This is a genomic window from Dactylosporangium vinaceum (assembly GCF_019904175.1).
GTDB lineage: Bacteria > Actinomycetota > Actinomycetes > Mycobacteriales > Micromonosporaceae > Dactylosporangium > Dactylosporangium vinaceum.
On sequence record NZ_CP061913.1, the window covers coordinates 5796061 to 5819596 of the forward strand.

Here is a 23536-nt window from a genome sequence, read left to right on the forward strand (position 1 = left end):
GCATGACAATTTCGGGGAAGTCGCAGGCCCATGACGACGACGATGGCGGCGCCGGCCGACACCGACACCGCGCTCCTGCGGCTCGGGGAGCGCCTCAAGGCCGCCGGATACCGGTTCACGACCGTCACGCCGGCCAGCCACGACCGGGTGAACGCGCGGCCCGGCAACGCCCGCGCCCGCAGCCTCACCGACGTGCTCGGGTGGAGCCGGCCGTTCGCGCCCGGTGCGCTGCCGGACGACGTCGTGACACTGCTCGAACAGGCCGGGCAGCTGCGCCACGACGACGACGGGTGGCACAGCCTGATCCGGGTGTCCAGCTACGACGGCGAGCTGTTCGTGCACTCCGCCTTCCCGGCCTGCGCGGCCGACGCGGTGTTCTTCGGCCCGGACACGCACCGGACCATCGACGCCGCCCTGGCCCACCTGCGCACCGCGCCGGCACCGGCCCGGGTCGCCGAGATCGGCACCGGCAGCGGCGCCGTCGCGATCGCCGTGGCCAAGCGCGTGCCCGCCGCGGAGGTGGTCGCCGTCGACATCAACCCGACGGCCCTGTACTTCGCGCGGATCAATGCGGCGATGGCCGGTACCGCCAACGTCCGGGCCTGCCGCAGCGACCTGCTCGACGCCGTGGGCGGGCAGTTCGACCTGATCGTGTCCAACCCGCCGTTCATGATCGACCCGGAGTGCCGGCCCTACCGCGACGGCGGGGGCGAGCACGGCCACGACCTGCCGCTGCGGGTGCTCGACACCGCCGTCGCGCGGCTGGCCCCGGGCGGTTCGCTCGTCCTGCTCAGCGGCACCGGCGTCGTCGACGGGCGCGATCCGCTGCGCGCGGCCGTCACCGAGCGGCTGGCCGGGACCGGCCTGCGCCGGGAGTACCGCGAGATCGACCCCGACGTCTACAGCGAGAACCTCGAGCACGCCTACGCCCACGCCGACCGCATCGCGCTCGTCGTGCTGACCGTGACCCGGCCGGAGGATGCGTCCTGATGTCCGTCACCGCCCTGCACCCGCTCGACGCCGCGCGGACGGCGTCCCGGCTGGCCCTGACCGTCGGCGTCGAGGAGGAGTTCCTGCTGCTCGACCCCCGCTCCTGGCAGAACGCGCCGCGCGCCGCCGAGGCCCGCGCCGCGCTGCCCGCGGCGATGCACGAGCGCAGCCAGGTCGAGTTTCGCCGCAGCATGATGGAGATGGTCACCCCGGTCTGCGCGGACCTGCCGCAGCTGCGCGCCGCCCTGCGGGAGAACCGGGTCGCGGCCGGCGCGGCGGCCACGGCGGCCGGCGCCCGGCTGGTCGCGGTGGCGGCCACCCCGGTCGGCGAGCCCGACCTCGAGGTCGTGGACACGCCCCGGTTCCACGCGATCGCCCGCCATTACGGCCCGATCGCCTACGACCCGGCGCTGTGCGGGTTCCACGTGCACGTCGGCGTCCCCGACCGCGAGCTGGCCATCCAGGTCTGCAACTGGCTGCGGCCCTGGCTGCCGGTCGTGCAGGCGCTCACCGCCAACTCGCCGTTCCACGCCGGCGCCGACTCCGGCCACGCCAGCTGGCGCGGGATCGCGCTGGAGCGCTGGCCCAGCCTGAGCCCGTCGCCGTACCTGCGCGACTGGAGCGACTACGAGCGGATCGTCGCCGAGCTCGTCGCCAGCGGTGTGATGCTCGACGCGTCGATGGTGCTGTGGTGGGCCCGGCCGTCGCTGCGGTATCCGACGGTCGAGATCCGGGTCGGCGACGTCTGCCCGACCGCCGCCGAGACCACCGTCGTCGCCGGACTGGCCCGCGCCCTGGTCGCCACCGCGATCGCCGACATCGCCGACGGGGCCGAGCTGCCGCGGCCGCCGGAGCACCTGCTGCGCGCCGCCCACTGGAACGCCGCCCACGCCGGCGTCGGCGGCACCCTGCTCGATCTGCGCTCCCACACCGCCCGCCCGGCCTGGGAGCTGGTGGCCGACCTCGTCGACCTGGTCGAGCCGGCCCTCGACCGGCACGGCGACGCGGCCCACGTCGTGGACGGGCTGGCGGTCCTGCGCGAGCACGGCACCGGGGCCGACCGCCAGCGCCGGTCCGGGTCGCTGCCGGCGGCGATGGACGAGCTGGCCGAGGCGACGGTCACGGACTGAGACCGGCCGGCGGACGACGCGGGGGCTGCCGGCCGGCCCGCGCCCGCCATCCGTCACCGTCCGGCCGCACCGACCAGGTCCGCGGCGGTGTACCGGTCGCGGCCGGCGTCCTTCGACGCGTACAGGGCGCGGTCGGCCGACAGCATGAGCTCGTGCGCGGTGGTGACCATCCCGGCGCCGCCGATGGAGATGGTGACGGTGATGGCACCACCGTCCGGCAGCCCGATGCGGGCGCCGCCGACACCCGCGCGGAAGCGCTCGGCGACCGCGGCGAGGTCGTCCGGGCCGGCGCCGGGCAGCAGCACCGCGAACTCCTCGCCGCCGTAGCGGGCGACCAGGTCGCCGGGGCGGGACAGGGCGCGCAGGCGGCCGGCGACCTCGGCCAGTACGACGTCGCCGCCGTGGTGCCCGAGGGTGTCGTTGACCCGCTTGAAGTGGTCGATGTCGATGAGCAGGACGCCGATGCGGGCGCCCGGCCGGGCGGTGCGGGCCAGCGCCGTCTGGAACGCGCGGCGGGTGCGCAGACCGGTCAGCTCGTCGGTGACGGCGGTGTGCCGCTGGGCGCTGACCAGGCCGGCCATCCGGCCGATGACGAGCAGGAAGATCGCGGTGCAGGTGATGCTGGCCACCGGCACCTGCGGGTCGGCGTGGCGCAGGTACAGCCCGAGCGTCGTGAGCGGCGCGACCGTCGCGGCGAGCGTCAGTACGGCCAGCCGGGCCGGGTTGGCGTCGGGCGTCGCCGCCGGGGCCCGCTCGGCCAGCTTCGGCACCGACGGGTGCAGCACCGCGGTGCCGATGCACACGGCCGCGCCCATCCAGAACGCGTCGAGGAGGTTCCCGGCCCGGTAGGTGCCGTTGAGGGTCTGGAACAGGTAGGTGCCGTCGGCGACGGCCGGGGTGCGGTTCGGGTGCGGGCGTGCCGTCACAGGGCCGGACCCGGTAGAACCCGCTCGCCGGCGACCTCGTTCAGCCCATGATGAAGCCGACGAGCGGGGCGTCCTGGCTCACGCAGGCGCTCGGGGCCATGACCTCGGAGGTGTCGCCGCCGTTGACGCCGGTGCGGAAGGTGCCCGGGGCGCCGGTGCAGGAGGTCGCCGTGTAGGTGATGCGCACGCCGTCGGCCTCCCACCGCGGGGCCGCGCCGGCGCGGTCGCTGACCTGGTGCTGCTCGGAGCCGTCGCGGTTCATGACCCAGACGGTGTCGTTGTGCACGTACGCGATGCGGGTGGCGTCCGGGGAGAGCACCGGCTGCTTGCTGACCTCGTCCTGCGTGAGGCGGGTGGCGTGGCCGGTCTGCTTGATGTACACGGCGCCGTGGCTGGCGTACACGACCGGGGTGCTGCTCGCGGCGGCGGCCGTGGCCCCGACGGTGGCGGCGATTCCGGCGGCGGCGGTGAGACCGGCCATGACCAGCGTGCGCGTGACGGTGTTGCGGTTCATCCCTGCCCCCTGTGTTGCTGTCTCGTCCGTGTGACGCCGAGACCATCGGCGCAACCGGGTGGCACCTGAACGAAACCGTTGTGGAACTTTCACGGCCCCGGGCTCCCTACCCGCCGTAGCGGACAGGCAACTTGACGTCTATCGATGCGATAGTCAGGTTTGACTGATGCAGAGGAGCCGAACGTTACCGTCGCCGCTGCGGCTGGCCGCCGCGACCGCGACCGCCCTGTTCGCGGGGGCCCTGCTCATCGCCGCCACCGCCACCGCCGGCCCCGCGCCGGCCGCCGCCCCGTCCACCCCGGCGCCGTCGCTGCCCAACATCTCGCCGATGCCGCCGTCCACCCCGACGAACCTGCGGGCCACCGCCGCCACCTCGACGTCGGTGACCCTCGCGTGGAACGCCTCGACCGGCGGCTGCTGCGGGGTCAGCGGCTACGACATCGGCTACATGCCGGCGTTCAACGACTACGGCTACTCCGTGTCGGTCGGCAACGTCACCACGACGACCATCAACACCAGCCCGGGCACCGAGTACCGGTTCTCGATCTCGGCCCGCGACGACGTCGGCCACCGCTCCGGGACCTCGCAGCAGCTCACCGTCGTCACCCCCGTCGCATCGTCCGGCGACACCACTCCGCCGGCCGCCCCGGCCAACCTGACCGCCAGCCCGACCAGCGGCACCCGCACCACCCTGACCTGGTCGGCGTCGACCGACAACGTCGGCGTCACCGGCTACAACGTGTACCGCTTCGACGGCTGGTTCACCTCGACGCTGCTGAGCACCACGTCGGCCACCAGCTACTCGGCGTCGGTGACCTCGGCCCGCGACCAGTTCTACGTCCGGGCCCGCGACGCCGCCGGCAACGTCTCGATCGCCTCGAACGTCGTCGCCGTCACCGGCGGCAGCCCCAACCCGGGCGGCAGCTCCAGCGGCCCGGCCACGTCCTCCAGCCCGCCGGCGCCGGCCCTGTCCTGCCGCGGCACCTTCACCAACACCTCGGTGTGGTCCTCGGGCTTCGTCGCCGACGTCACGATCACCAACACCGGCACCAGCCCGATCACCGACTGGGTCATCACGTTCAGCTTCGGCGGCGACCAGCACATCACGCAGTCGTGGAACGGCACCTGGTCGCAGACGGGCAGCGCCGTCACCCTGACCCACGCCTCCTGGAACCGCACCATCCCGCCGGGCGGCTCGGCCACCGTGGGCCTGTACGGCACCCGCAGCACCACACCGGCGCCCCCGGCCACGATCTACGTCAACGCAACGGCATGTGCTGCATGATGGACACCAGCCGCTGACAGCGCTGTGGGTCCTCGGTCAGTCCCTGGTCGAGGCCCCACAGCCAGTAGTCGACGCTGCGGTACAGCACCCAGCCCCACGCGCGGCGCTCGTCGAGCCCGGCCGCGTCGACGACGGCGAAGAAGTGCCCGGCGACGTCGGCGTCGCCCATCTCGTCCAGCCGCGTCCACAGCACCCGGGCCAGGTCATACTCGATGTCGCCGCGCAGCAGCACCGGGTCGACGGCCAGCCACTCACCCTCCCGCCCCCGCAGCACCTGCTCGCTGTGCAGGTCGGCGTCGACGGCCAGGTCGGCCGCGGGGCGCCTGAGCGACGGGGCCGCCCGGTGCGCCGCCCGCAGCCAGCCCGCGTCGAACGGCTCACCCTGGCGCCGCCACTCGGCCACCACATCGCGGACCCGGCTCCCGGTCGACGGCACGTCCGGCGGCACGGGCACGGCGAGCCGCCGCATCACCCGCCCGAGCTCGACCATCGCCTCCCGGACCGGCACCTCCCGTAGCGACGGCCCGTCGAGCCGCTCCAGCAGCATCGCCCCGCGCGCCGGGTCGGCGTCGAGCACCCGTACCGTGCCCCGCCCGGCCCAGAACCGCAGCGCCGCCACCTGCTGGGCGACCTCCGCCGCCGACGGCGCCAGCCGCAGCACGAGCCGCTCGCCGCCGCGGGCGACCGGGATGACGAGCGCGTTCGAGCCGTGCATCACCGCCCCGTCGACCCGCAGCCCCCAGCGCCGGCACTGCTCGGCGGCCAGCGCCGGCAACGTGTCAAGCCACTCGGTGCCCGCGTGCCACCAGCGCGGCATGGCCCGCAGCGCCGCCGGCACGACGATCTCAGCGGACACCGTGGACCAGCAGCGCCGCGGTCGGCAGGGTGAGCGTCCCGTCCGCGGTGACGTACCGCCCGGCCAGCCGCTCGTACTCCCGGCGGGCCGCCGCCACCGTCCGGGCGTCCCGGCCGGCCAGGGCCTCGCCGAGCGCGCCCATCCCGCTCGCCGCCCCGCTCCACCAGGTGTCCAGGTCCGTGCGGTGCTCCCAGGTGAGCACCCGCCCGCCGACGTCACGCAGCCCGGCCCGGTCGAGCAGGCCGGCCGCCCCGGCGGCGGTGCGGGGGAAGTTCAGCTCGTCGGGGACCGTCGGCGGGGCCGGCTCCAGGTCGGCCGCGTCCAGGACGTCGAGCCACAGCTGCTGCAGCGGCGGCGCCGGCCGCGGCCACACGGTGAAGGCGACCCGCCCGCCCGGCGCGCTCACGCGGGCCAGTTCGGCGACGGCGCGGGCCGGGTCGGCGACGTGGTTGACGACGAAGTTCGCCACGACGGCGTCGAAGGAGCCGTCCGGAAAGTCGAGGTCGGGCAGCCGCCCGGCGCCGACCGTCACCGCGGGCAGCCGCGACCGGGTGAACTCGACCATGCTCGGCTCGGCGTCGACCGCCGTCACCCGGGTGCCGCGCCCGGCCGCGAGGGCGGCCACGGTGCCGGTGCCCGTCCCGACGTCGAGCAGCCGCACCCCGGCGGTCGCGCCGGCCGCGTCGAGCAGTGCCGGGGCGGTGTACCCGCACAGGTGGGCGTAGCTGCCGGCGAACGCCGCCGCCGCGTCGGTCCATTGCACGCGGCCATCATAAATTCGGGTGCCGCCCGCCGTCGCGCTGGTTAAGCTGCCCCCTCGTGTGGAAACGGCTGCGGCACCTGCGCATGGACGTCCGGCCGCTGCGGCATCGCGACTTCCGGCTCCTCATGGCCTCCGGGCTCATCACGATGTTCGGCAGCTTCATCACGATCGTCGCGGTGCCGTACCAGATCAAGCAGCTGACCGGCTCCTACGTCGCGGTGGGTGCCGTCGGGGTCGTGGAGCTCGTCGCGATCGTCGGGTCGGGCCTGTGGGGCGGCGCGATCGCCGACGCGGTCGACCGGCGCCGGGTGGTGCTCTGGTGCGAGGCCGCGATGGCCGTGTGCACCGGTGGCCTGCTCGTCAACGCCGTCCTGCCGCACCCGGTCGTGTGGCCGCTGTACGTGGTCGCGGGGCTCGTGGCCACGCTCGACGGGCTCCAGCGCCCCTCACTCGACGCGATGCTGCCCCGGTTGGTGCCGCGCGACGAGCAGACGGCCGCGAATGCGATGCAGGGGATCAGGTACCAGATCGGCGCCATCGCCGGCCCGGCCGTGGGTGGGGTGCTCGTCACCGTCGCGGGTGTCCCGGCCGCCTACGGGGTCGACGTCCTCACGTTCATCGCCTCGGTGGCGTTCCTGTTCCTGCTGCGCCCGATCCCGCCGGCGGTGGAGGCGGAGCGCCCGAGCCTGGCCGGCATCGGCCGCGGCGCCCGCTACGCCTGGTCCCGCCCCGAACTGCTCGGCACCTACTTCGTCGACATCGCCGCGATGTTCCTGGCCATGCCGATGGCGCTGTACCCGTTCGTTGCCGACGCCCTGCACGCCCAGTGGGCCCTCGGCCTGCTCTACGGCGCCATGCCGTTCGGCGCGATGCTGATCTCCCTCACCAGCGGCTGGGCGTCACGCGTCCACCGCCACGGCCTGGCCGTGCTCGTCGCGGCGGGCCTGTGGGGCCTGGCGATCGCCGGCTTCGGCGCCGCCCCGAACATCGCCACCGCCCTGGTGTTCCTGGTCCTGGCCGGTGCGGCCGACATGGTCAGCGGCCTGTTCCGCTCCACCATCTGGAACCAGACGATCCCGGACCACCTGCGCGGCCGTCTCGCGGGCATATCGCTGCTGTCGTACTCGATCGGCCCGACCGCCGGGCAGATGCGCTCCGGCGTCATGGCCGCAATGGTGGGCCTGCGCCCGGCCATCGTCGCCGGCGGCCTGCTCTGCACCGGCGCGGTGGCGGCCTGCACCGCGCTCATGCCCGGCTTCACCCGCTACGACGAGCGGACCTCCCCCCACGCCGACGCGGCGACCCCGGCCGCCACCGACGCGCTGGAGCCGACCGCGGCGCAGTAGCGGCCGGGGGGTTCACCCGCCGCAGGCCGGGGCGGTGCCCGGGCCGTCGAGCGCGGCCGGCGAGACGCTGACCGCCGCATCGGCGACGGTGAGGTCGAGCGCGAGCCCGGGCCCGTCGAACCGCACACTCCACGGGCCGGCCGCGGCCGGCGCGCCGGACAGCCGGATGCGGCATGCGCCGAGCGCGGTACCGGTGGCGTCCAGCACCTTCTGGTAACTTTCGTCGCTCAGGCCGGCCTTGAGCACCCCGAGCGCAGCCGCCCGCTGGACGTTGCTCAGGCTCTCCAGCCGCAGGCCACCCCCGGCGGCGGCCTGCTGATCGGTGTCGAGCGTGCCGAGGAACGCCCTGGCGGCGTCGGTGACCGCCGCCGGCCGCTGCGGACTCCCCGCGCTCGGGGCAGGCCCGGATGTGCAGGTCGCCGCGGCGGGAGCGGCCGGCGCCCGGACCGGCCCGCAGGCGGTCGAGACGGTCAGGATCAGCGCGGCCGCGAGAACGATTTTGCCCATAAAGCGCCAGTTTATCGGCGTTCCACCACCCCCGCGCGGGGCGCCGCGGACCACGGGGCGCCGCGTAGCCTGGTGGTGTGCTTGTCATCTTCGGGCTCCGGACCAAGACGGAGGTCCTGCGCTGGGTGACGTTCGTGTGCCGGGTCTGCGGGCACGGCGGCCCCATGCTGCTGCTGCGGGGCGTCACGAAGTTCAGCCTGTTCTTCATCCCGCTGTTCCCGGTCCGGGTCCGCTACGCCGTCGAGTGCCGCAATCCCGCCTGCCGATCCCGCACGAGCGTCAGCGCCGCCGACGCGGATCGGATGCCGGCCTCGACTCACCGCTGACCCCGTGCCTTGACACCCCACGCGCCCGCCGCGTACAAACGCCAGTGTTGAGAGCGCTCTCAGGCGCTCGGCATCCCAGCTCCCAAAGTTCCAGAGAGCGCTCTCTGAAAGGGGCAGCATGCAGAACCCGGCGTTGCTCGTCGAGGCGGCCGGCCAACCGAGCCGGCGCGGCGGTGTGGTGTTCGTGCGCTGTCCGCATCCGCTCACCGGACCCTACGGCATCGTTGTCGAGTCCATTGTGGACACGTTGGAGCGGCACGGGCGGGTGGTCCGGTTCAGCGCCGGGGCCCGCAGCGCGCCGCCGGACGTCGACGGTGCGATCCTCATCGGCACCACCGAGATGCCGCGGCTGTACCCGTTCGTGCTCGTGGACACCCACGAACCTGCGGCCGGGGTCTCCGCGGTGTGGGCCGACCGCGCCGCCGGGGTGCAGTCGCTCGTGACCCACCTGCGCGAGCGCGGGCACCGGCAGGTGGCGACCATCGCCGCGACCCACGACGGCGGGCGGGCGGCCCGGTGCCTGCTCGACCGGGCCGATCCGCCCACCGCGATCGTCTGCGCGACCGCGGCCCTCGGGCTCGACGTGTTACGCGCGGCCCCACACCTGGACGTCGCCGTCTATGACGAGACCGGGGTGGGGCCGCTGCTGCATCCGGGGCTCACCGTGGCCCGGCCGCCGTGGGCGGCGATGGGGCGCACGGCCGCCAGTGCTCTCGTCGCACTGCTGGAAGGCGCGGGGGAGATATTCAGAGAGCGCTGCCTGAATGAGATCCTGACAATGGTGAATGCCGAGACGGTGAACATGCTGACCAGTGCGGACAATGATTGACAGCACGTCGGTGACGTCCAGCGTTTCGTTTGACGCGGCCCCGGGCGGGAACAGGGCGGCAATGGCCACGAATGACAATGCGATCCTCGTCGGCGGTCCGCGCGACGGCGCGACGATCGAAGCCGGCGACGCACCGGTGCTCGAGTTCGAGATCGACGGTTACCTGCACCGCTACATCCACACGACCAAGCAGCGCGACAGCTACGACGTCTACAACTACGACGGCGAGATCGACCCGAACGGGGCCATGCCGGGCGCGGAGACCCCGGAGCCGCGCGAACAGGCTTAGGCGCCGGCGGCCGGGCGGACCGGGTGCCTCGCGCCGCGGCCCGCCCGGCCGTCACCCGCGCCGAGGCGCCCGCCGTCGCGGAGGATCGATCCAGCTGCACGTGCCCGGCCCGCCAGCCGAGCCGCTCCTGGCCGACCAGCGCGACCACGTTGAAGCCGCCGAGGCCGGCGTCGTGGCGGAACACGATCAGCAGCCCGACCCCGACCGCCAGGTTTCCGGCCGGCGCGGCGTAGAGCGGGTCGATCCGGCCCACGTCCATGACCCGCGGGTGCAGCAGCGAGCACAGCGGCACCAGCCCGACCGCGATCCCGGACCGCACGGCGAAGCGCCAACCCTTCCGCGCGACGGCCAGCACGACGAGCGGCAGCGTCACGGCGGCGTAGAGCACCGCGAACGGCAGCCGGGTGAGGTGCTCGAGCAGGAGCGCGACATCGTCCGCACGAGCACCGTCATCTCCCTGAAGGAGGAGATGCCCCTGCGCCTGCGCGCGCTCCTGGAACATCAGAGCGCCCCGTGAGGCCGGCTCAGCCGACGGCGACGATCACCCGGGCGGGCTCGCGGTCGGTGGCGTTCGCGGTGATGGGGAAGTCGAAGTACGTGTCCGGGTACGGCTCGTCGCGCAGCGTGTAGTGCCACCACTCGCACTCGTAGGCACCGAAGCCGCTGGACTCCATGATGGTGCGCAGCTGCCGGCGGTGGCGCGCCTCGGCCGCCGTGATGCCCGGGGCGCCGTGGTGCGAGCGCACGTCCATCAGGTCGTGGTCGCCGCCCATCGGCACCAGCGCGCCGGTGTCCAGGCGGAACAGCGTCAGGTCGACGGTGCTGCCCCGGCTGTGGCCCGACCTCGCGGCCACGTAGCCCAGCTCGAACATCTCGGCCCGGGTGATGTTCGGGTGGTGCCGCTGCTTCGCCCGGCCGTCATCCGGCTCCCGCGACCAGCGCAGGAAGCGGTCGACGGCGCGCTGCGGCCGGTAGCCGTCCCACAGCAGCAGGCCGAGGCCCAGCGCCGCCGCCCGGTCACGGGCCCCGGCCAGCGCGGTGCCGAGCGCCCGAGTGCCGACGACCCGGTTGGCGAGGTAGCCGTCGACGGGCCTGCCGGTGAAGTTGTCCCAGGTCGCGTACTTGGCGTCCCAGCGGATCCCGGGCACGAACTCGTCGATGTAGACGAAGTCGGCCCTCACCGCTGGCGCCCGGTCAGGGTCAGCGACACCAGCCGGTCGAGGACCTCCCCGAGCGGCCGGCCGGCCGCGGCCATCATCCGCGGGTACCGGCTGTAGGAGGTCAGGCCGGGGAAGGTGTTGACCTCGTTGAGCACGACCGAGCCGTCATCGAGCAGGAACATGTCGACCCGGGCCAGGCCCCGGCAGCCCAGCGCGCGGTAGATGGCCTTCGCCGTCTCCTGGACCAGCGCGCGGGACTGCGCCGGGATGTCGGCCGGGACGATGAACGACGAGTTCTCCGAGCCCGTCTCCGGCGTCGCCTCCTGGTGGATGCGGAAGAACCCGTGCGACAGGGCGACCCGGTCGACCTCCCCGACGAGCAGGTCATCGTCGTTGCCGAGGATCGCGCACCCGATCTCGCGGCCGTCGACGGCGGTCTCGATCAGGACCTTCGCGTCGTACTGCCGGGCCGTCTCCACCGCATCCTGCAGGTCCGCGGGTCCGGCGACCTTCGTCACGCCGAACGAGGACCCGGAGCGGGCCGGCTTCACGAAGACCGGGTACGTGAGCTCCTCGGCGTCGATCTTCTCGTCGGCCGGCACGGTCCGCACGGCCGGGGTGGCGATGCCGGCCGCGCCGACCACGAGGTACGTCAGCGACTTGTCCATGCACAGCGCGGAGCTCTGCACGTCGCAGCCGGCGTAGGGGATACCGGCCAGTTCGAGCAGGCCCTGCACGGTGCCGTCCTCGCCGCCCTTGCCGTGCAGCACCGGCAGGACCAGGTCCAGCCGGATGGTCTCGTACCGGCCCTCGTCGAGCACCAGCAGGCCGTGGACACTGCGGTCGGGCGACAGCACGGCCGGCCGGGAGTCGCCCCGCTCCCAGTCCGGGGCCGGGCCGGCGCAGAGCTTCCACTCGCCGCGCAGCGTGATCCCGATGTAGTACGGCTCGTAGCGCGCCGGGTCCAGGTGCCGGGCCACCTCCCGGGCGGACTTGACCGAGACGGGGTGCTCCTCGCCCACGCCGCCGAAGAGGATGCCGATACGGACTTTAGCCATGCTGGTCCCCGATTCCTTGGGTGCGGCCGGTTTCGTGGTTCCGGCAGCGCAATATGGAGTTCTCGACCGTGTCGCTCAGGGCGTGGTCGGTGAAGTACGCGGTGTGCGGGCTGATGAGCACGCCCGGGAGCTTCTGCAGCCGCAGCAGGAGGTCGTTTTCGATCGGCCGCCCGCCGCAGTCGGCGTAGAAAATCCCCTCCTCGCCCTCGATGACGTCCAGCGCCGCCCCGCCCAGGTGCTCGCGCTCCAGGGCATCGACGAGCGCCTCGGTGTCCAGCAGCGGGCCGCGCCCGGTGTTGACCACGACCGCGCCGCGCTGCAGCAGCTCGATGCGCCGCCGGTCCAGCAGGTGGTGCGTCTGCGCGGTGAGCGGCGTGTGCAGCGTGACGATGTCGCTGCGGCGCAGCAGCTCGTGCAGCGCGACGTACTCGGCGGGGGCGTTCGGCCGGCTGTCGTAGGCCAGGACGCGGCCGCCGAAGCCGCGCAGCCGCCGCATGACCGCCGCCCCGATGCGTCCGGTTCCGATCACCCCGACGGTCAGGTCGCGCAGCTCCCGGCCGCGCACCTCGTGCAGCCGGTAGTCGTGCGCCTCGGCCCGGGTGAGCGTGGACTTCGCGTGGCGGATCGCCATCAGCATCAGCATCAGCGTGTAGTCGGCCACGCTGTCCGGCGAGTACGCGACGTTGCCGACGGTCACCCCGATGCTCTCGGCGAAGCGCACGTCGATGTGGTTGTACCCGATGCTGCGGGTGGACACGTAGGTCACGCCGGCCCGGCGCAGTGCCAGCAGCGTGGCGGCGGTCACGGGCGTCTTGTGGCCGATGCTGACGCAGCGGTTGCCCCGCGCCAGCTCGGCGTTGTCCACCGAGACGGCCGCGTCGGTGATGGTCGGGCTGACCCCGTAGCTCGGCGCCAGGGTCCGGAACAGGGCGGCCTCGTCGGGCTCGCACCCGTAGACGGTCAGGCCCATGGTCGGGCCGGCCGGCGGGCTGATGGTCATGCGGCAAGTGCACCGGTCCCGGTGTTGCCGGCGCGTATGAGGATTTTGATACGCGGGCGATAGGCGGCCGGCCGTACGATCGAGCGGATGCGGGTGTTGATCGTGGAGGACGAGCCCTTTCTGGCCGAGGCCATCCGGGATGGACTGCGCCTCGAGGCGATCGCCGCGGACATCGCCGGCGACGGCGACACCGCGCTGGAGATGCTCGCGGTCAACGACTACGACATCGCCGTGCTCGACCGGGACGTCCCCGGCCCGTCCGGCGACGAGATCGCCAAGCGCATCGTCGCCTCGGGCAGCGGCATGCCGATCCTCATGCTCACGGCGGCCGACCGGCTCGACGACAAGGTCTCCGGGTTCGAGCTCGGCGCCGACGACTACCTGACCAAGCCGTTCGAGCTGCGCGAGCTCGTGCTGCGGCTGCGCGCGCTGGACCGCCGCCGGGGCCACAACCGCCCGCCCGTGCTGCAGCTCGCCGGGCTGCGGCTCGACCCGTTCCGCCGCGAGGTCTACCGCGACGACCGCTACATCGCGCTGACCCGCAAGCAGTTCGCCGTGCTCGAGGTCCTCGTCGCGGCCGGGGGCGGGGTCGTCAGCGCCGAGGAACTGCTGGCCCGGGCCTGGGACGAGCACGCCGACCCGTTCACCAACGCGGTGCGCATCACGATCTCGGCGCTGCGCAAACGCCTCGGCGAGCCCGGGATCATCGACACCGTGGCCGGCGTCGGCTACCGCATCGACGCGCAGCCCGCCGCCGCCCGGTCGGGCCCGCCGCATGGATAGGGTGCCGGGGCTGAGCGTCCGGCTCAAGCTCACCCTCAGCTACGCCGGGTTCCTGATGTTCACCGGGGCCATGCTGCTGGCGGTCGTCTGGGTGTTCCTGCTGCGGTACGTGCCGGATCAGGCGCGGATGTCCCGGGGCGACCCGTACGTCGGCGAGCCCGGCTTCTTCAGCCCGAGCCGCCAGGACCTCCTGCACGCGTTCGCGCCGCGGGTGGTCGAGATGCTGGTGTTCCTGCTGGTGTTCGGCCTGCTCGGCGGCTGGATCCTGGCCGGGCGCATGCTGGCGCCGCTGACCCGGATCGCCGACGCCACCCGGATGGCCGCCGACGGGTCGCTGTCGCACCGCATCCGGCTGCCCGGCGCCAAGGACGAGTTCCGCGAGCTCGCCGACGCCTTCGACGCGATGCTGGCCCGGCTCGAGGCCCAGGTCGCCGAGCAGCAGCGCTTCGCGGCCAACGCCTCCCACGAGCTGCGCACCCCGCTGGCCGTGACCCAGACCCTGCTCGAGGTGGCCCGCAGCGACCGCAGCCGCGACGTCGGCGAGCTCGTCGACCGCCTCCAGATCGTCAACAGCCGGGCGATCGAGCTGACCGAGGCGCTGCTCCTGCTGAGCCGGGCCGACCGGGGCGCCTTCCCGCGCGCCCAGGTCGACCTGTCCCTGATCGCCGAGGAGGCCACCGAGACCCTCCTGCCGCTGGCGGAGAAGCGCGGCATCACCATCGAGACGAGCGGCGACATCACGCCCGCGATGGGCTCGCACGCGCTGCTGCTGCAGCTGACCACCAACCTGGTGCACAACGCGATCGTGCACAACCAGCCGGACGGCGGCACGGTCTGGGTCACGACCGGCGCCCGCCCTCGGGCGGTGACGCTCACTGTCGAGAACACCGGCGAGCGGCTCAGCCCGCGGCTCGTGGCGACGCTCGGCGAGGCGTTCCAGCGCGGGACCGAGCGCATCCGCACCGACCACGCCGGCTTCGGTCTCGGCCTGGCCATCGTCAAGAGCATCGCCCACGCCCACGGCGGGACCCTCACGCTCACCGCGCGCCCGGCGGGCGGCCTGCGGGCCACGGTGCAGCTGCCCGCACCGTGAGGCTCAGCCGGCGCTGAGGTTGTCCTCCACGTCGCGCTGCAGCCGCTCCGCCGCCGCGGCCAGGAGCTGCTCCGCACGCTCGGCCGGGATCGCCGCGTCCGGGGCGCTGACCCGCACCGGCAGCTCGGCGCCGCCCGCCGGCCCGTCGACCGCCTGCACCGTGCCCTGCACGTCGTCGCGGTCCGCGAGCCGCCAGCGCAGCCGCATGTCGTCCGCCTCGGCCGTCACCAGGCAGCGGACCTGCACCCCACCGGCGCGCAGCCGCACCTCGCCGGGCCCGGCCGGCTCGCCCTGCACGCCCGGAGGCAGCCAGCGGTCGAGGCGGGCCGGGTCGGTGAGGTTGCCGAACACGACCTCCGGCGGGGCGCTGAACCCGTACGCACGATCGATTTCCATGCCACCTCCGCTACCCGGGCCGGGCGGCGGAAATCGACGTGCCGCCCGCGGTGGCCGCAGTGCCGTTTCAGGGGCGGGGGGACGTCCGGGTCCAGGTGCGCCGCCGGCCCCGCCGCGGGCGACCCCGCAGCGCGGCCAGGCAACGCGGGCAGACATGGCGAACGTCGTCACCCGGGTTGAGCGTGTCGGTGTCCCGGTATTCCCACGGCACGTGCGGAAACACGAGCAGCCGGGCCCGGAACAGCGGCACCCCGCACACCGTCTGGTTCTGGCCGGCGAGCCACGCGTGGACCTCGCCGGCCGGCACCCGGATGCCGTCGGCGTCGCGGCGCTCGCCGGACGCCGCCACCGTCGCCCGTGCCATGCGCGACTCCTCATCGGTTGACGCCGGCGGCGCCGAGCCGGCCGCGGCGTGAAGATCAGCCCGAGCGTGATCATGCCGGGCCCGAGCACCGGCTGCCGCCGGTTGTCCGCGGCGTCGACCGGGACGGAGCCGGTGTCGCAGCCGCGTCCGGCCGGCCTAGCGGTCGGTGTCGCCCTCGCCGGTGTGCTGCTGAGCGTAGTCGACGCCCTTGTCGATCTGCCCGGAGTACTTCTCGCCGGTGCGCTCGTCGACCTGGTCACCGGCCTTGTCGATGGCCTGGTCGACCTTGTCGTCGTGCTGGTCGGCAAAGTTCTTGGCCTTGTCCATGAAATCGTTCATGCCGGTCCGGTACCCCTCGCGCCCGGCGGTAACCAAGCCGGCGCGCCGATGTTTCGAGCCGCGGGTCGCGGGCAGATGCGCCCCGGAACGCCGACTGTGAGGAGCTTCGATGGCCGAGGATGCCGGGCCGCCGCCGGACCGCGGCGCCCAGCCGATCAACATTCCGGAGCCGCACCGGTACCGCACCGACGCCGCCCCCGACCGCCCGGGCGACCCGGTCCGCAACGCCCACGGCGAGGGCACGGCCACGGCGGTGCTCGACGTGCGGCCGGCGCCGCCCGACCGGCCGCTGGTGCACCGCCCGCTGCCCGGCACCGCCCTGACCCGGCTGCTGCGCACCACCGACGCCAAGGAGATCGGGGTCCTGTACCTGCTGACGTCCTTCGCGTTCTTCATCGTCGGCGGCTTCATGGCCCTGCTCATGCGGGCCGAGCTCGCCCGGCCCGGGCTGCAGCTGCTCTCGCCGGAGCAGTACAACCAGCTGTTCACCGCGCACGGCACGATCATGCTGCTGCTGTTCGCGACCCCGCTGGTGATCGGGTTCGCCAACTTCGTGGTGCCGCTGCAGATCGGCGCGGCCGACGTGGCCTTCCCGCGGCTCAACGCGGTGTCGTACTGGCTGTTCCTGCTCGGCGGCGTCCTGGTGGTGAGCGGGTTCTTCACGCCCGGCGGCGCGGCCGACTTCGGCTGGACCGCCTACGCGCCGCTGAACACCGAGCAGCACTCGCCCGGCATCGGCGCCGACCTGTGGATCATGGGCCTGGTGATCTCCGGCCTCGGCACGATCCTCGGCGCGGTAAACCTCATCACCACGATCGTCACGCTGCGGGCGCCGGGCATGACGATGTTCCGGCTGCCCATCTTCACCTGGAACATCCTGTGCACCGCCCTGCTCATCATCCTGGCGTTCCCGGTGCTGGCCGCGGCGCTGCTGGTCCTGGAGGCCGACCGCAAACTCGGCGCCACCGTCTACGACGCGGCCTACGGCGGGCCGATCCTGTGGCAGCACCTGTTCTGGTTCTTCGGCCACCCCGAGGTCTACGTGGTCGCGCTGCCGTTCTTCGGCATCGTCACCGAGATCCTCCCGGTGTTCAGCCGCAAGCCGGTCTTCGGCTACAAGGGCCTCGTCGGGGCCACGATCGCGATCACCGCCCTGTCGATGACGGTCTGGGCGCACCACATGTTCGCCACCGGGCAGGTGCTGCTGCCGTTCTTCTCGTTCCTGAGCTTCCTGATCGCGGTACCCACCGGCATCAAGTTCTTCAACTGGATCGGCACGATGGCCCGTGGGCAGCTCACGTTCGAGACGCCGATGCTGTTCTCCATCGGCTTCCTGGTCACGTTCCTGCTCGGTGGCCTGTCCGGGGTCATCCTGGCCAGCCCGCCGCTCGACTTCCACCTGAACGACTCCTACTTCGTCGTCGCGCACTTCCACTACGTGCTGTTCGGCACGATCGTCTTCGCCGCGTTCGGCGGCGTGTACTTCTGGTTCCCGAAGATCACCGGCCGGATGCTCGACGAGCGCCTGGGCAAGCTGCACTTCTGGACGATGTTCGTCGGCTTCCACATGACGTTCCTGGTCCAGCACTGGCTCGGCAGCCGGGGCATGCCGCGCCGCTACGCCGACTACCAGCCCAGCGACGGCTTCACCCTGCTCAACACCATCTCCTCGATCGGCTCGTTCGTCCTGGGCATCTCGACGCTGTTCCTGCTGTGGAACGTCTGGCGGTCCTGGAAGTTCGGCCGGGTGGTCACGGTCGCCGACCCGTGGGGCTTCGGCAACTCCCTGGAGTGGGCGACCAGCTGCCCGCCGCCGCGGCACAACTTCGAGTCCCTGCCGCGCATCCGCTCGGAGCGCCCGGCGTTCGACTACAAGTACGGCAAGCAGATCGCCGACATCGCCCGTGACCGCCCGCAGCGCGAGGTCCGCCCGGCTCAGGAGCTCGACGATGAGGGCTGAGTGGCGGGTGTTCGCCGTCATCGGCGGCTTCCTGGTCGTCGTGACCGGGGTCTACGCCTGGCTGACGGACGTGATGACCGGCGGTGTCGAACGGGTCGGCACCGTCGCGCTGGCCCTGTCGACCCTGCTGTGCGCGATGATCGGCGGCTCCTGGTATCTGATCTCCCGGCGGATGCCGCCGCGCCCCGAGGACCGGGAGGATGCCGAGCCGGCCGACGGGGCCGGGGACGTCGGCTTCTTCAGCCCGTACTCGTACTGGCCGATCCTCGTCGGCCTGGGCGCCGCCACGGCCGCCTTCGGCATCGCGGTCTGGCAGATCTGGCTTGTCGGCGTCGGCCTGGTCCTGGTCGTCCTCTCGGCCGCGGGCCTGCTGTTCGAGTACTACACCGGCACCACCCGCAGCTCCGACTGAGCGCGACCGGGCCGGCTGCGCGTTGATCACCGTGGCCGGGCGGCTTCACGGAGGGCCAGGTCGGGGGCTGTTGCAGGGATCGGCGATCCTCGGAGTCACCATCGCGGACGAGGAGGCTGCCGACGTTGACCGAACCGGCCGAGCACACCGCACAGCCGCGCACCCGGCTCACCGACCCCGCCGGGCTGTGCCTGATCGGGCTCGGGAGCATGGCGGTGCTCAACTTCTTCACCATCATGTTCTCCGGTGCCCTCGACGACTACCAGCCCGGGCTCGTGCACACGCTGTTCGCCTGGCTGCTGATCGTCGGGTGGCTGTACACCGCCGTCACGTTCATCCTGTGGCTGCACCTGGCCCGGGAGAACCTCGAGGACAACGGCGCGGACGGCCTGCGCTGGAAGCCCGTCCAGCCGGTCGTCTCCTGGTTCACCCCGGTCGCCAACCTGTGGGTGCCGATGCTCGTCGTCGCCGAGGTGTACTACCGCTCCGACAAGCTGGGCAACGAGCCGCTGCCGAGGAAGGTCGCCGGCTGGTGGGCCACGTTCGTGATCTCACTGATCCTGTTCGCGTTCCACGAGTTCGCGGTCGTCAACGCCAGCGTGCTGTTCCACTACGAACCGTGGCTCAACCTGGTCTACGGCGCGGTCGGCTGCGTGGCCGCCGGCCTCGGCTTCCACATCGTCAGCCACGTCACCGAGATCCACCAGCAGTGGGCGACGGCCGAGCCGGACGCCGGGTGACGTAAATCAGCCGCAGGATGCCGTTGTCGTACCGCTTGTGCGAGACCAGCCGCAGCGCGACAGCGGTGTCGAAGAGGGGGAGTCCTGCGCCGGGGGCGCACAGGTAGACGCCGAAGGCGGGCTGGTGGTTGGCCGCGGCCTCGGCGTACCGGTAGGTGCCGGGGTCGGCGTGCTCGCGGATCGCGTCCAGACAGGGCTCGCGGCCGTCGACCCACAGCGGCAGCGGCGGGAACTGCACGCGCACGTCGGCGGCGAGCAGCGCGGCGAGCGCGGCCCGGTCACCGGTCCGGTGCGCGTCCACGTAACGGCGCAGCATCCGCCGCTCCGCTCCGCTCCGCTCCGCTCGCCGCCCGCCCGCCCGCCCGCCCAGTCCAGGCGCTCGCGGAGCCGCGCGGCCGTCGAACCCGGGCCGGCCGCGCCAGGCCCGCAGGAACGTCTCCTGCACCAGGTCCTCGGCCTCGCCGAGCGCGCCCACCATCCGGTAACAATGCGCCCGCAACTCACGGGCGGTCACCGCCGCGGCAAGCTCGTCGTCGCCGTCGACTGATCGATGCTGAGCTGGGCGCCGAGCTCCTGGAAGCCGAGCGCCCGGGCCACCCGGCGCGACGGCTCGGGCCGGGCCCGCCACTGCGGGAGCAGCCCGGCGTCCAGGGCGGCGGTGACGGCCGCGGCGGCGACCGTCCGGGCCAGCCCGCGGCCGCGGTGCGCCGGATCGGTCAGGACGCTCAGGTGCGCGACGCCGCCCGGCCAGACCTCGTAGCCGGCCGCGGCGACGACGGCCGGCCCGTCCCGCACGACGAACGCCGGCGAGGTGATCGCGTCGAGCCCCGCCTCGCCGGCCTCGTCGCCCGGGACCCGGTCGAGCAGCGGGCGCAGGTCCGCGGGGTCCGCCGCGGCGGCGCCGGCCACCGGCCGGAAGCACTCGGCGTCGCAGTAGGCGAGGGTCGCCGGGCCCAGGACGCCGGCGAGCGGCAGCCGGGCGCCGATGACCTGCGGGTCGGTCACGGCCGTGACCGGGAGGCCGCCGAGCGCGCGGCGGACGGCGGCGGCCGTGTGCTCGTCCGGCGCGGTGGCGATGGCGGCGTCACCGATGGTGACGATCCCGACCCAGCCGGGCGGGCTCAGGTGTGACGCCGGCGACACGACCACCGTGACGGCCGCGTCGGTGAAGCGGACGGGCGCCGCGGCCATCCCGGTCCACACGCGGCGCACCCGGTGGAGCATCGATCCGTCGGGCATGTGTCACGCTCCGCCACTCGTTCCGATTGTGATTGGCCGGTCCGGGCGCGGGGTACAAGCGCCGCCGTGACAAACATCGTCCTTCCCGGCAGTGTCCTGGCGGGCACCGCCGCCGAACTCGTCGAACGTCACCGGGCGGAGCCGGGCGGCGACGGCACGTGCCAGGCGTGCGGCTGGCCCGCCCCGTGCCCGGCCGCACAGCACGCCGGCCTGGTGCTCGCGTCCACCCCGGCCGCCCGGGCCGCCGCCACGGGGCCTGTCGCACCGCCGCTGCGCGCCGCGGCCTGAGCGGGCTGCGGCGGTCACCAGCCGCGAACCCGCGGCCACACGGCCTCGACGATGCGTGAGCCGGGCTCGACGACGTGGTAGGCGTCGTGCTGGCCGGCGGTCGCGCACGCGTGGATCGGCAGGATCCGCACCCGGGCGCCGACCGGCAGCTCCGGCAGCCGCGCGGCACTGCCGGGCCGGATCGCCAGCATCCCGTGCTCCTGGCTCGCGTCGGCCATGACCAGGTCGTCGAAGAGGACACCGTCGAGGTCGGCGACGAGCCCGTAGCTCTGGTCGACCCGCTGCCGTGACGTACCCCGATCGCGGGACGTGGCCATCCAGCCGCCGTCGGTGAGGATCCAGCCCTTGCCGGCCTGGTGCCCGATGACGGTGACGACGACCGACAGCGCGAGATCCGCGTGGCTGCACACGCCGATGCCGGCCATCACGAGGTCGAAGAAGACGAAGTTGCCGGCCCGGACCTCCGTCACGCCGCGCAGGTCGGTGGCGAAGTGCGCGGTCGGCGTCGACCCGACGCTCACGACAGGCGTGGCGAACCCGGCCGCGCGCAGCACCTGCGCCGCCCGCACGGCCACGTCCCGCTCGTGCTGGGCGGCCGCCCGCAGCTGCTCGTCACCGTCGGCGAAGTACGACTCCCCGGCGTGCACCAGCACTCCGCGCACCTGCCCGCCGGACGCCTCCAGCGTGGCCGCGATGTCCACGAGCGCCGGATCGTCCGGGTGTACGCCACCGCGGTGCCCGTCGCAGTCGACCTCGATGAACGCCGGCACCCCCGCGCCCGCGGCCTGCTCGACGCTGTCCAGCAGCACCGTGAGGTCCACGCCGCGCTCCCGCAGGGCCCGCACCCGTGGCAGCTTGTGCGGGGCGATGCCGACGGCGTAGAGGATGTCCCGGTATCCGGCGTCCGCGAACGCCTCGGCCTCGGCGAGAGTCGACACGGTGATCGCCCCGCCGGGCTCGACGATCCCGGCGACCTCGACCGACTTGGCCGTCTTGACGTGCTGGCGCAGCGAGACGCCGAGCCGCTCGAGGTGGGCCTGCAGGCGCCTGGCGTTCGCCTCGACGCGGCCGCGCTCCAGCGCCAGGAACGGGGTCGAAGGATCGTCCAATGAGCCGGTCACGACTGGTCAGGCTACCGGCTCCGACTGGTAGCCCGCCGCCTGCAGGCGAAACAGCCGGGCGTACGCACCGTTCGCGGCCATCAGCTCGTCGTGGGTGCCCCGCTCGGTGATCCGGCCGTCGGCGAGGACGACGAGCGTGTCGGCGTCGCGCAGCGCACCCAGGCGGTGCGAGATCAGCAGGCTCGTCGCGCCCGCCCGGTGCGTCCGCAGGCCCCGGTGGATCGCGTGCTCGGCCTCGGCGTCCAGGCCGGCGCTCGGCTCGTCGAGGATGAGCAGGTCGCGGCCGTCGCGCAGGTAGGTGCGGGCCAGGGCCAGGCGCTGCCACTGCCCGCCGGAGAGCAGCACCCCCGTGGACTCGTCGTCCGGCCCGTCGGTGAACATTTTCGAGAGCATGGTGTCGTACCCGTGCGGCAGCGCCCGCACCGTCGAGTCGATCCCGGCCCGGGCCGCCGCGGCCCGGATGCGCTCCGGCGAGGACATCGCGTCCACGTCGCCGAGGCCGATGTTCTCGGCCGCGGTGAGCTCGTAGGTCATGTAGTCCTGGAACAGCGCGCCGATCCGGCTGCGCAGGTCGTCGAGGGACAGGTCGCGCACGTCCTGGCCGTCCCACAGGACGGTGCCGCGGTCCGGGTCGTAGAACCGGCACAGCAGCTTCACGATCGTGCTCTTCCCGGCGCCGTTCAGCCCGACCAGGCCGACCGCCTCGCCGTGCGGGATGACGAGCGTGACGCCGCGCAGGACCCAGTCCTGGTCGGGCGAGTATCGAAACCACACGTCGCGCAGCTCGACCGCGGTGCGCAGCCGGGGGACCGGGGCCGGGTCCGGCGGCTGCGGCAGGTCGGGGGTCGCGTCCAGGACGGCCCGGAAGTGCCGGTAGAGCAGCAGCGCGTGGTGCATCAGCGCCACCCGGTTGACGAGCGCGGCCAGCGTGGTCTGCAGCGCGGCGATGGCGGCCACGAGCGCGGAGACGTCGCCGACGCTGAGCGCACCGTGCAGCGCGGCCCGGGCCGCCCAGGCCAGCGCGGCACCCAGCACCAGCGCCGAGAGCAGGCCGAGTGCGAACTGCACGCGCAGCGTGCGGGCGTCGAGGCGGCGGCGCTGCCCGTCGGAGGCGGCCAGTTCGTCGAGCATGCGCAGGCGGAACAGCTCCGAGAGGCCGAGCAGGCGCACCTCCTTGGCGGCGGGGAGGCTCGTCTGCAGCTCGGCGTAGAAGAACTCGCGGCGCTCGTGCGGGCTGATGCTCCACATCATCGCCGCCTGCTCGCGGCTCAGCCGGACCTCGGCGATGAGCGCCGGCAGCAGCCCGACGAGCGTGACAGCGGCGATGGCCGGGTTGATCGCGGCCAGCACCACGACCATGCCCGCGAGCGTCACCGCGAGCTGGGCGGTGCCGATGACGCCGCGGACGACCTGGCCGGGGCCCGAGCGGCCGGCGGTCTGCGCCATCCGGAGGCGGTCGTGGAACGCCGGGTCCTCCAGCCGGGCCAGGCCGGTCAGGCGGGCGGTGGCCTGATACAGGTCGGACTGGGCGCGGCGGCCGATCGCGCGCCCGACCTCGTTCTGCAGATACGTGCCGAGCGACGGCAGCGTGGCCGCGAACAGCCCGGCGACGACCAGGCCGGCGATGCTGAGGGCGAGCGTCCGCGCGGTACCCCCGCCGCTGGAAATTTCATCGAGGGCGCTCTTGAGCAGCCACACGGTGGCGACGGGCACGGCCGCGCCGACCAGGGTGACCACGGCGTCACCGGCCAGCCGGGCCGGGGTGGCGCGCACGCCGAGCCGCAGCGCGTGCCAGGCATCGTGGAGTGGTTGACGCATCCGC

The 23536-nt window shown here is 73.5% G+C and carries 27 protein-coding genes and 2 pseudogenes; 13 read left to right on the forward strand and 16 right to left on the reverse strand.

Annotated elements, in window-relative coordinates; all coding sequences use genetic code 11:
• Nucleotides 1–30 precede the first annotated feature (30 nt).
• Nucleotides 31–990 (forward strand): methyltransferase, encoded by a 960-nt coding sequence (locus Dvina_RS26045; protein ID WP_246656458.1) that lies wholly within the window; start codon nt 31–33, stop codon nt 988–990.
• Nucleotides 990–2120 carry a carboxylate-amine ligase gene (locus tag Dvina_RS26050; RefSeq protein ID WP_223105068.1) on the forward strand — a complete coding sequence of 377 codons (1131 nt, stop codon included), beginning with the start codon at nt 990–992 and terminating at the stop codon, nt 2118–2120. Before Dvina_RS26045 ends, Dvina_RS26050 begins: the two co-directional genes overlap by 1 nt.
• A gap of 53 nt (nt 2121–2173) precedes the next feature.
• On the opposite strand, the gene Dvina_RS26055 is transcribed toward Dvina_RS26050, so the two are convergent.
• A complete protein-coding gene (locus Dvina_RS26055) occupies nt 2174–3046 on the reverse strand; it encodes a GGDEF domain-containing protein (RefSeq protein ID WP_223105069.1) in 873 nt (290 codons plus the stop codon).
• A gap of 40 nt (nt 3047–3086) precedes the next feature.
• Nucleotides 3087–3560 carry a TolB family protein gene (locus Dvina_RS26060; protein ID WP_223105070.1) on the reverse strand — a complete coding sequence of 158 codons (474 nt, stop codon included), beginning with the start codon at nt 3558–3560 and terminating at the stop codon, nt 3087–3089.
• A 166-nt stretch (nt 3561–3726) separates the two neighbouring features.
• Between Dvina_RS26060 and Dvina_RS55285 the strand changes: the two genes are divergently transcribed.
• Entirely contained in the window at nt 3727–4845 is a 1119-nt protein-coding gene (locus Dvina_RS55285) for a cellulose binding domain-containing protein (protein WP_223105071.1), read from the forward strand.
• On the opposite strand, the gene Dvina_RS26070 is transcribed toward Dvina_RS55285, so the two are convergent.
• Nucleotides 4820–5701, reverse strand: coding sequence for an aminoglycoside phosphotransferase family protein (locus Dvina_RS26070; RefSeq protein ID WP_223105072.1), 882 nt, complete (start codon nt 5699–5701; stop codon nt 4820–4822). The two genes, Dvina_RS55285 and Dvina_RS26070, sit on opposite strands and share 26 nt — an antisense overlap.
• Nucleotides 5691–6464 carry a class I SAM-dependent methyltransferase gene (locus Dvina_RS26075; RefSeq protein WP_223105073.1) on the reverse strand — a complete coding sequence of 258 codons (774 nt, stop codon included), beginning with the start codon at nt 6462–6464 and terminating at the stop codon, nt 5691–5693. Before Dvina_RS26075 ends, Dvina_RS26070 begins: the two co-directional genes overlap by 11 nt.
• A 56-nt stretch (nt 6465–6520) precedes the next feature.
• Here Dvina_RS26075 and Dvina_RS26080 point away from each other — a divergent pair, with 56 nt between their 5' ends.
• Nucleotides 6521–7810, forward strand: coding sequence for an MFS transporter (locus Dvina_RS26080; protein ID WP_223105074.1), 1290 nt, complete (start codon nt 6521–6523; stop codon nt 7808–7810).
• A 12-nt stretch (nt 7811–7822) separates the two neighbouring features.
• Here the strand turns inward: Dvina_RS26080 and Dvina_RS26085 are convergent, their stop codons facing one another.
• Entirely contained in the window at nt 7823–8317 is a 495-nt protein-coding gene (locus Dvina_RS26085) for a DUF3500 domain-containing protein (RefSeq protein ID WP_223105075.1), read from the reverse strand.
• Between the two features lie 77 nt (nt 8318–8394).
• On the opposite strand from Dvina_RS26085, the gene Dvina_RS26090 reads away from it, so the two are divergent.
• From Dvina_RS26090 to Dvina_RS26100, 3 genes are all read left to right on the forward strand, one after another.
• Nucleotides 8395–8643 (forward strand): zinc ribbon domain-containing protein, encoded by a 249-nt coding sequence (locus Dvina_RS26090; RefSeq protein WP_223105076.1) that lies wholly within the window; start codon nt 8395–8397, stop codon nt 8641–8643.
• A 118-nt stretch (nt 8644–8761) separates the two neighbouring features.
• Complete coding sequence (locus Dvina_RS26095; protein ID WP_223105077.1) at nt 8762–9472, forward strand: substrate-binding domain-containing protein; 711 nt, start codon at nt 8762–8764, stop codon at nt 9470–9472.
• Nucleotides 9465–9761 (forward strand): hypothetical protein, encoded by a 297-nt coding sequence (locus tag Dvina_RS26100; RefSeq protein ID WP_223106272.1) that lies wholly within the window; start codon nt 9465–9467, stop codon nt 9759–9761. Before Dvina_RS26095 ends, Dvina_RS26100 begins: the two co-directional genes overlap by 8 nt.
• A gap of 157 nt (nt 9762–9918) precedes the next feature.
• Here the strand turns inward: Dvina_RS26100 and Dvina_RS55780 are convergent.
• The 4 genes and pseudogenes from Dvina_RS55780 to Dvina_RS26120 all read right to left on the reverse strand — a co-directional run.
• A pseudogene (locus tag Dvina_RS55780) lies at nt 9919–10263 on the reverse strand (YitT family protein); the annotation flags it as partial.
• Nucleotides 10264–10285: 22 nt separating this feature from the next.
• Nucleotides 10286–10942, reverse strand: a complete 657-nt coding sequence (gene vanX / locus Dvina_RS26110; RefSeq protein ID WP_223105078.1) for a D-Ala-D-Ala dipeptidase VanX — start codon at nt 10940–10942, stop codon at nt 10286–10288.
• Nucleotides 10939–11979 (reverse strand): D-alanine--(R)-lactate ligase, encoded by a 1041-nt coding sequence (gene vanA / locus Dvina_RS26115; RefSeq protein ID WP_223105079.1) that lies wholly within the window; start codon nt 11977–11979, stop codon nt 10939–10941. The genes vanX and vanA overlap by 4 nt, the downstream gene beginning before the upstream one ends.
• Nucleotides 11972–12979 (reverse strand): D-isomer specific 2-hydroxyacid dehydrogenase family protein, encoded by a 1008-nt coding sequence (locus Dvina_RS26120; protein ID WP_223105080.1) that lies wholly within the window; start codon nt 12977–12979, stop codon nt 11972–11974. Before Dvina_RS26120 ends, vanA begins: the two co-directional genes overlap by 8 nt.
• 87 nt (nt 12980–13066) lie before the next feature.
• Here Dvina_RS26120 and Dvina_RS26125 point away from each other — a divergent pair, with 87 nt between their 5' ends.
• Together Dvina_RS26125 and Dvina_RS26130 are read left to right on the forward strand one after the other, a co-directional pair.
• On the forward strand, nt 13067–13762 hold the full coding sequence (locus tag Dvina_RS26125; protein ID WP_223105081.1) for a response regulator transcription factor: 696 nt from the start codon (nt 13067–13069) through the stop codon (nt 13760–13762).
• Nucleotides 13755–14855: a sensor histidine kinase gene (locus tag Dvina_RS26130; RefSeq protein ID WP_223105082.1), complete on the forward strand. Its 1101-nt coding sequence runs from the start codon at nt 13755–13757 to the stop codon at nt 14853–14855. The genes Dvina_RS26125 and Dvina_RS26130 overlap by 8 nt, the downstream gene beginning before the upstream one ends.
• 3 nt (nt 14856–14858) lie before the next feature.
• Here Dvina_RS26130 and Dvina_RS26135 read toward each other — a convergent pair whose 3' ends face one another.
• The 3 genes from Dvina_RS26135 to Dvina_RS26145 all read right to left on the reverse strand — a co-directional run bounded on the left by Dvina_RS26135 (nt 14859) and on the right by Dvina_RS26145 (nt 15954).
• Nucleotides 14859–15251 (reverse strand): SRPBCC family protein, encoded by a 393-nt coding sequence (locus Dvina_RS26135; RefSeq protein ID WP_223105083.1) that lies wholly within the window; start codon nt 15249–15251, stop codon nt 14859–14861.
• A gap of 67 nt (nt 15252–15318) precedes the next feature.
• Entirely contained in the window at nt 15319–15615 is a 297-nt protein-coding gene (locus Dvina_RS26140; protein WP_223105084.1) for a hypothetical protein, read from the reverse strand.
• A 156-nt stretch (nt 15616–15771) separates the two neighbouring features.
• Nucleotides 15772–15954 carry an antitoxin gene (locus tag Dvina_RS26145; RefSeq protein ID WP_223105085.1) on the reverse strand — a complete coding sequence of 61 codons (183 nt, stop codon included), beginning with the start codon at nt 15952–15954 and terminating at the stop codon, nt 15772–15774.
• A gap of 253 nt (nt 15955–16207) precedes the next feature.
• Between Dvina_RS26145 and ctaD the strand changes: the two genes are divergently transcribed.
• The 3 genes from ctaD (at nt 16208) to Dvina_RS26160 (ending at nt 19066) form a co-directional block, all read left to right on the forward strand.
• Nucleotides 16208–17914 carry an aa3-type cytochrome oxidase subunit I gene (gene ctaD / locus Dvina_RS26150; RefSeq protein ID WP_380028334.1) on the forward strand — a complete coding sequence of 569 codons (1707 nt, stop codon included), beginning with the start codon at nt 16208–16210 and terminating at the stop codon, nt 17912–17914.
• Entirely contained in the window at nt 17904–18326 is a 423-nt protein-coding gene (locus Dvina_RS26155) for a cytochrome c oxidase subunit 4 (protein WP_223105087.1), read from the forward strand. The genes ctaD and Dvina_RS26155 overlap by 11 nt, the downstream gene beginning before the upstream one ends.
• A 125-nt stretch (nt 18327–18451) precedes the next feature.
• Nucleotides 18452–19066 carry a DUF4328 domain-containing protein gene (locus tag Dvina_RS26160; protein ID WP_223105088.1) on the forward strand — a complete coding sequence of 205 codons (615 nt, stop codon included), beginning with the start codon at nt 18452–18454 and terminating at the stop codon, nt 19064–19066.
• 376 nt (nt 19067–19442) lie between these two features.
• Here Dvina_RS26160 and Dvina_RS55540 read toward each other — a convergent pair.
• A pseudogene (locus tag Dvina_RS55540) lies at nt 19443–19580 on the reverse strand (sigma factor); the annotation flags it as partial.
• Nucleotides 19577–20305: a GNAT family N-acetyltransferase gene (locus tag Dvina_RS26170; RefSeq protein WP_223105090.1), complete on the reverse strand. Its 729-nt coding sequence runs from the start codon at nt 20303–20305 to the stop codon at nt 19577–19579. The pseudogene Dvina_RS55540 and the gene Dvina_RS26170, both read right to left, overlap by 4 nt.
• Nucleotides 20306–20371: 66 nt before the next feature.
• On the opposite strand from Dvina_RS26170, the gene Dvina_RS26175 reads away from it, so the two are divergent.
• Nucleotides 20372–20593 carry a hypothetical protein gene (locus Dvina_RS26175; RefSeq protein WP_223105091.1) on the forward strand — a complete coding sequence of 74 codons (222 nt, stop codon included), beginning with the start codon at nt 20372–20374 and terminating at the stop codon, nt 20591–20593.
• Nucleotides 20594–20607: 14 nt separating this feature from the next.
• On the opposite strand, the gene Dvina_RS26180 is transcribed toward Dvina_RS26175, so the two are convergent.
• Complete coding sequence (locus tag Dvina_RS26180; protein ID WP_223105092.1) at nt 20608–21714, reverse strand: alanine racemase; 1107 nt, start codon at nt 21712–21714, stop codon at nt 20608–20610.
• A gap of 6 nt (nt 21715–21720) precedes the next feature.
• Complete coding sequence (locus Dvina_RS26185) at nt 21721–23532, reverse strand: ABC transporter ATP-binding protein (RefSeq protein ID WP_223105093.1); 1812 nt, start codon at nt 23530–23532, stop codon at nt 21721–21723.
• Between the last annotated feature and the right edge of the window lie 4 nt (nt 23533–23536).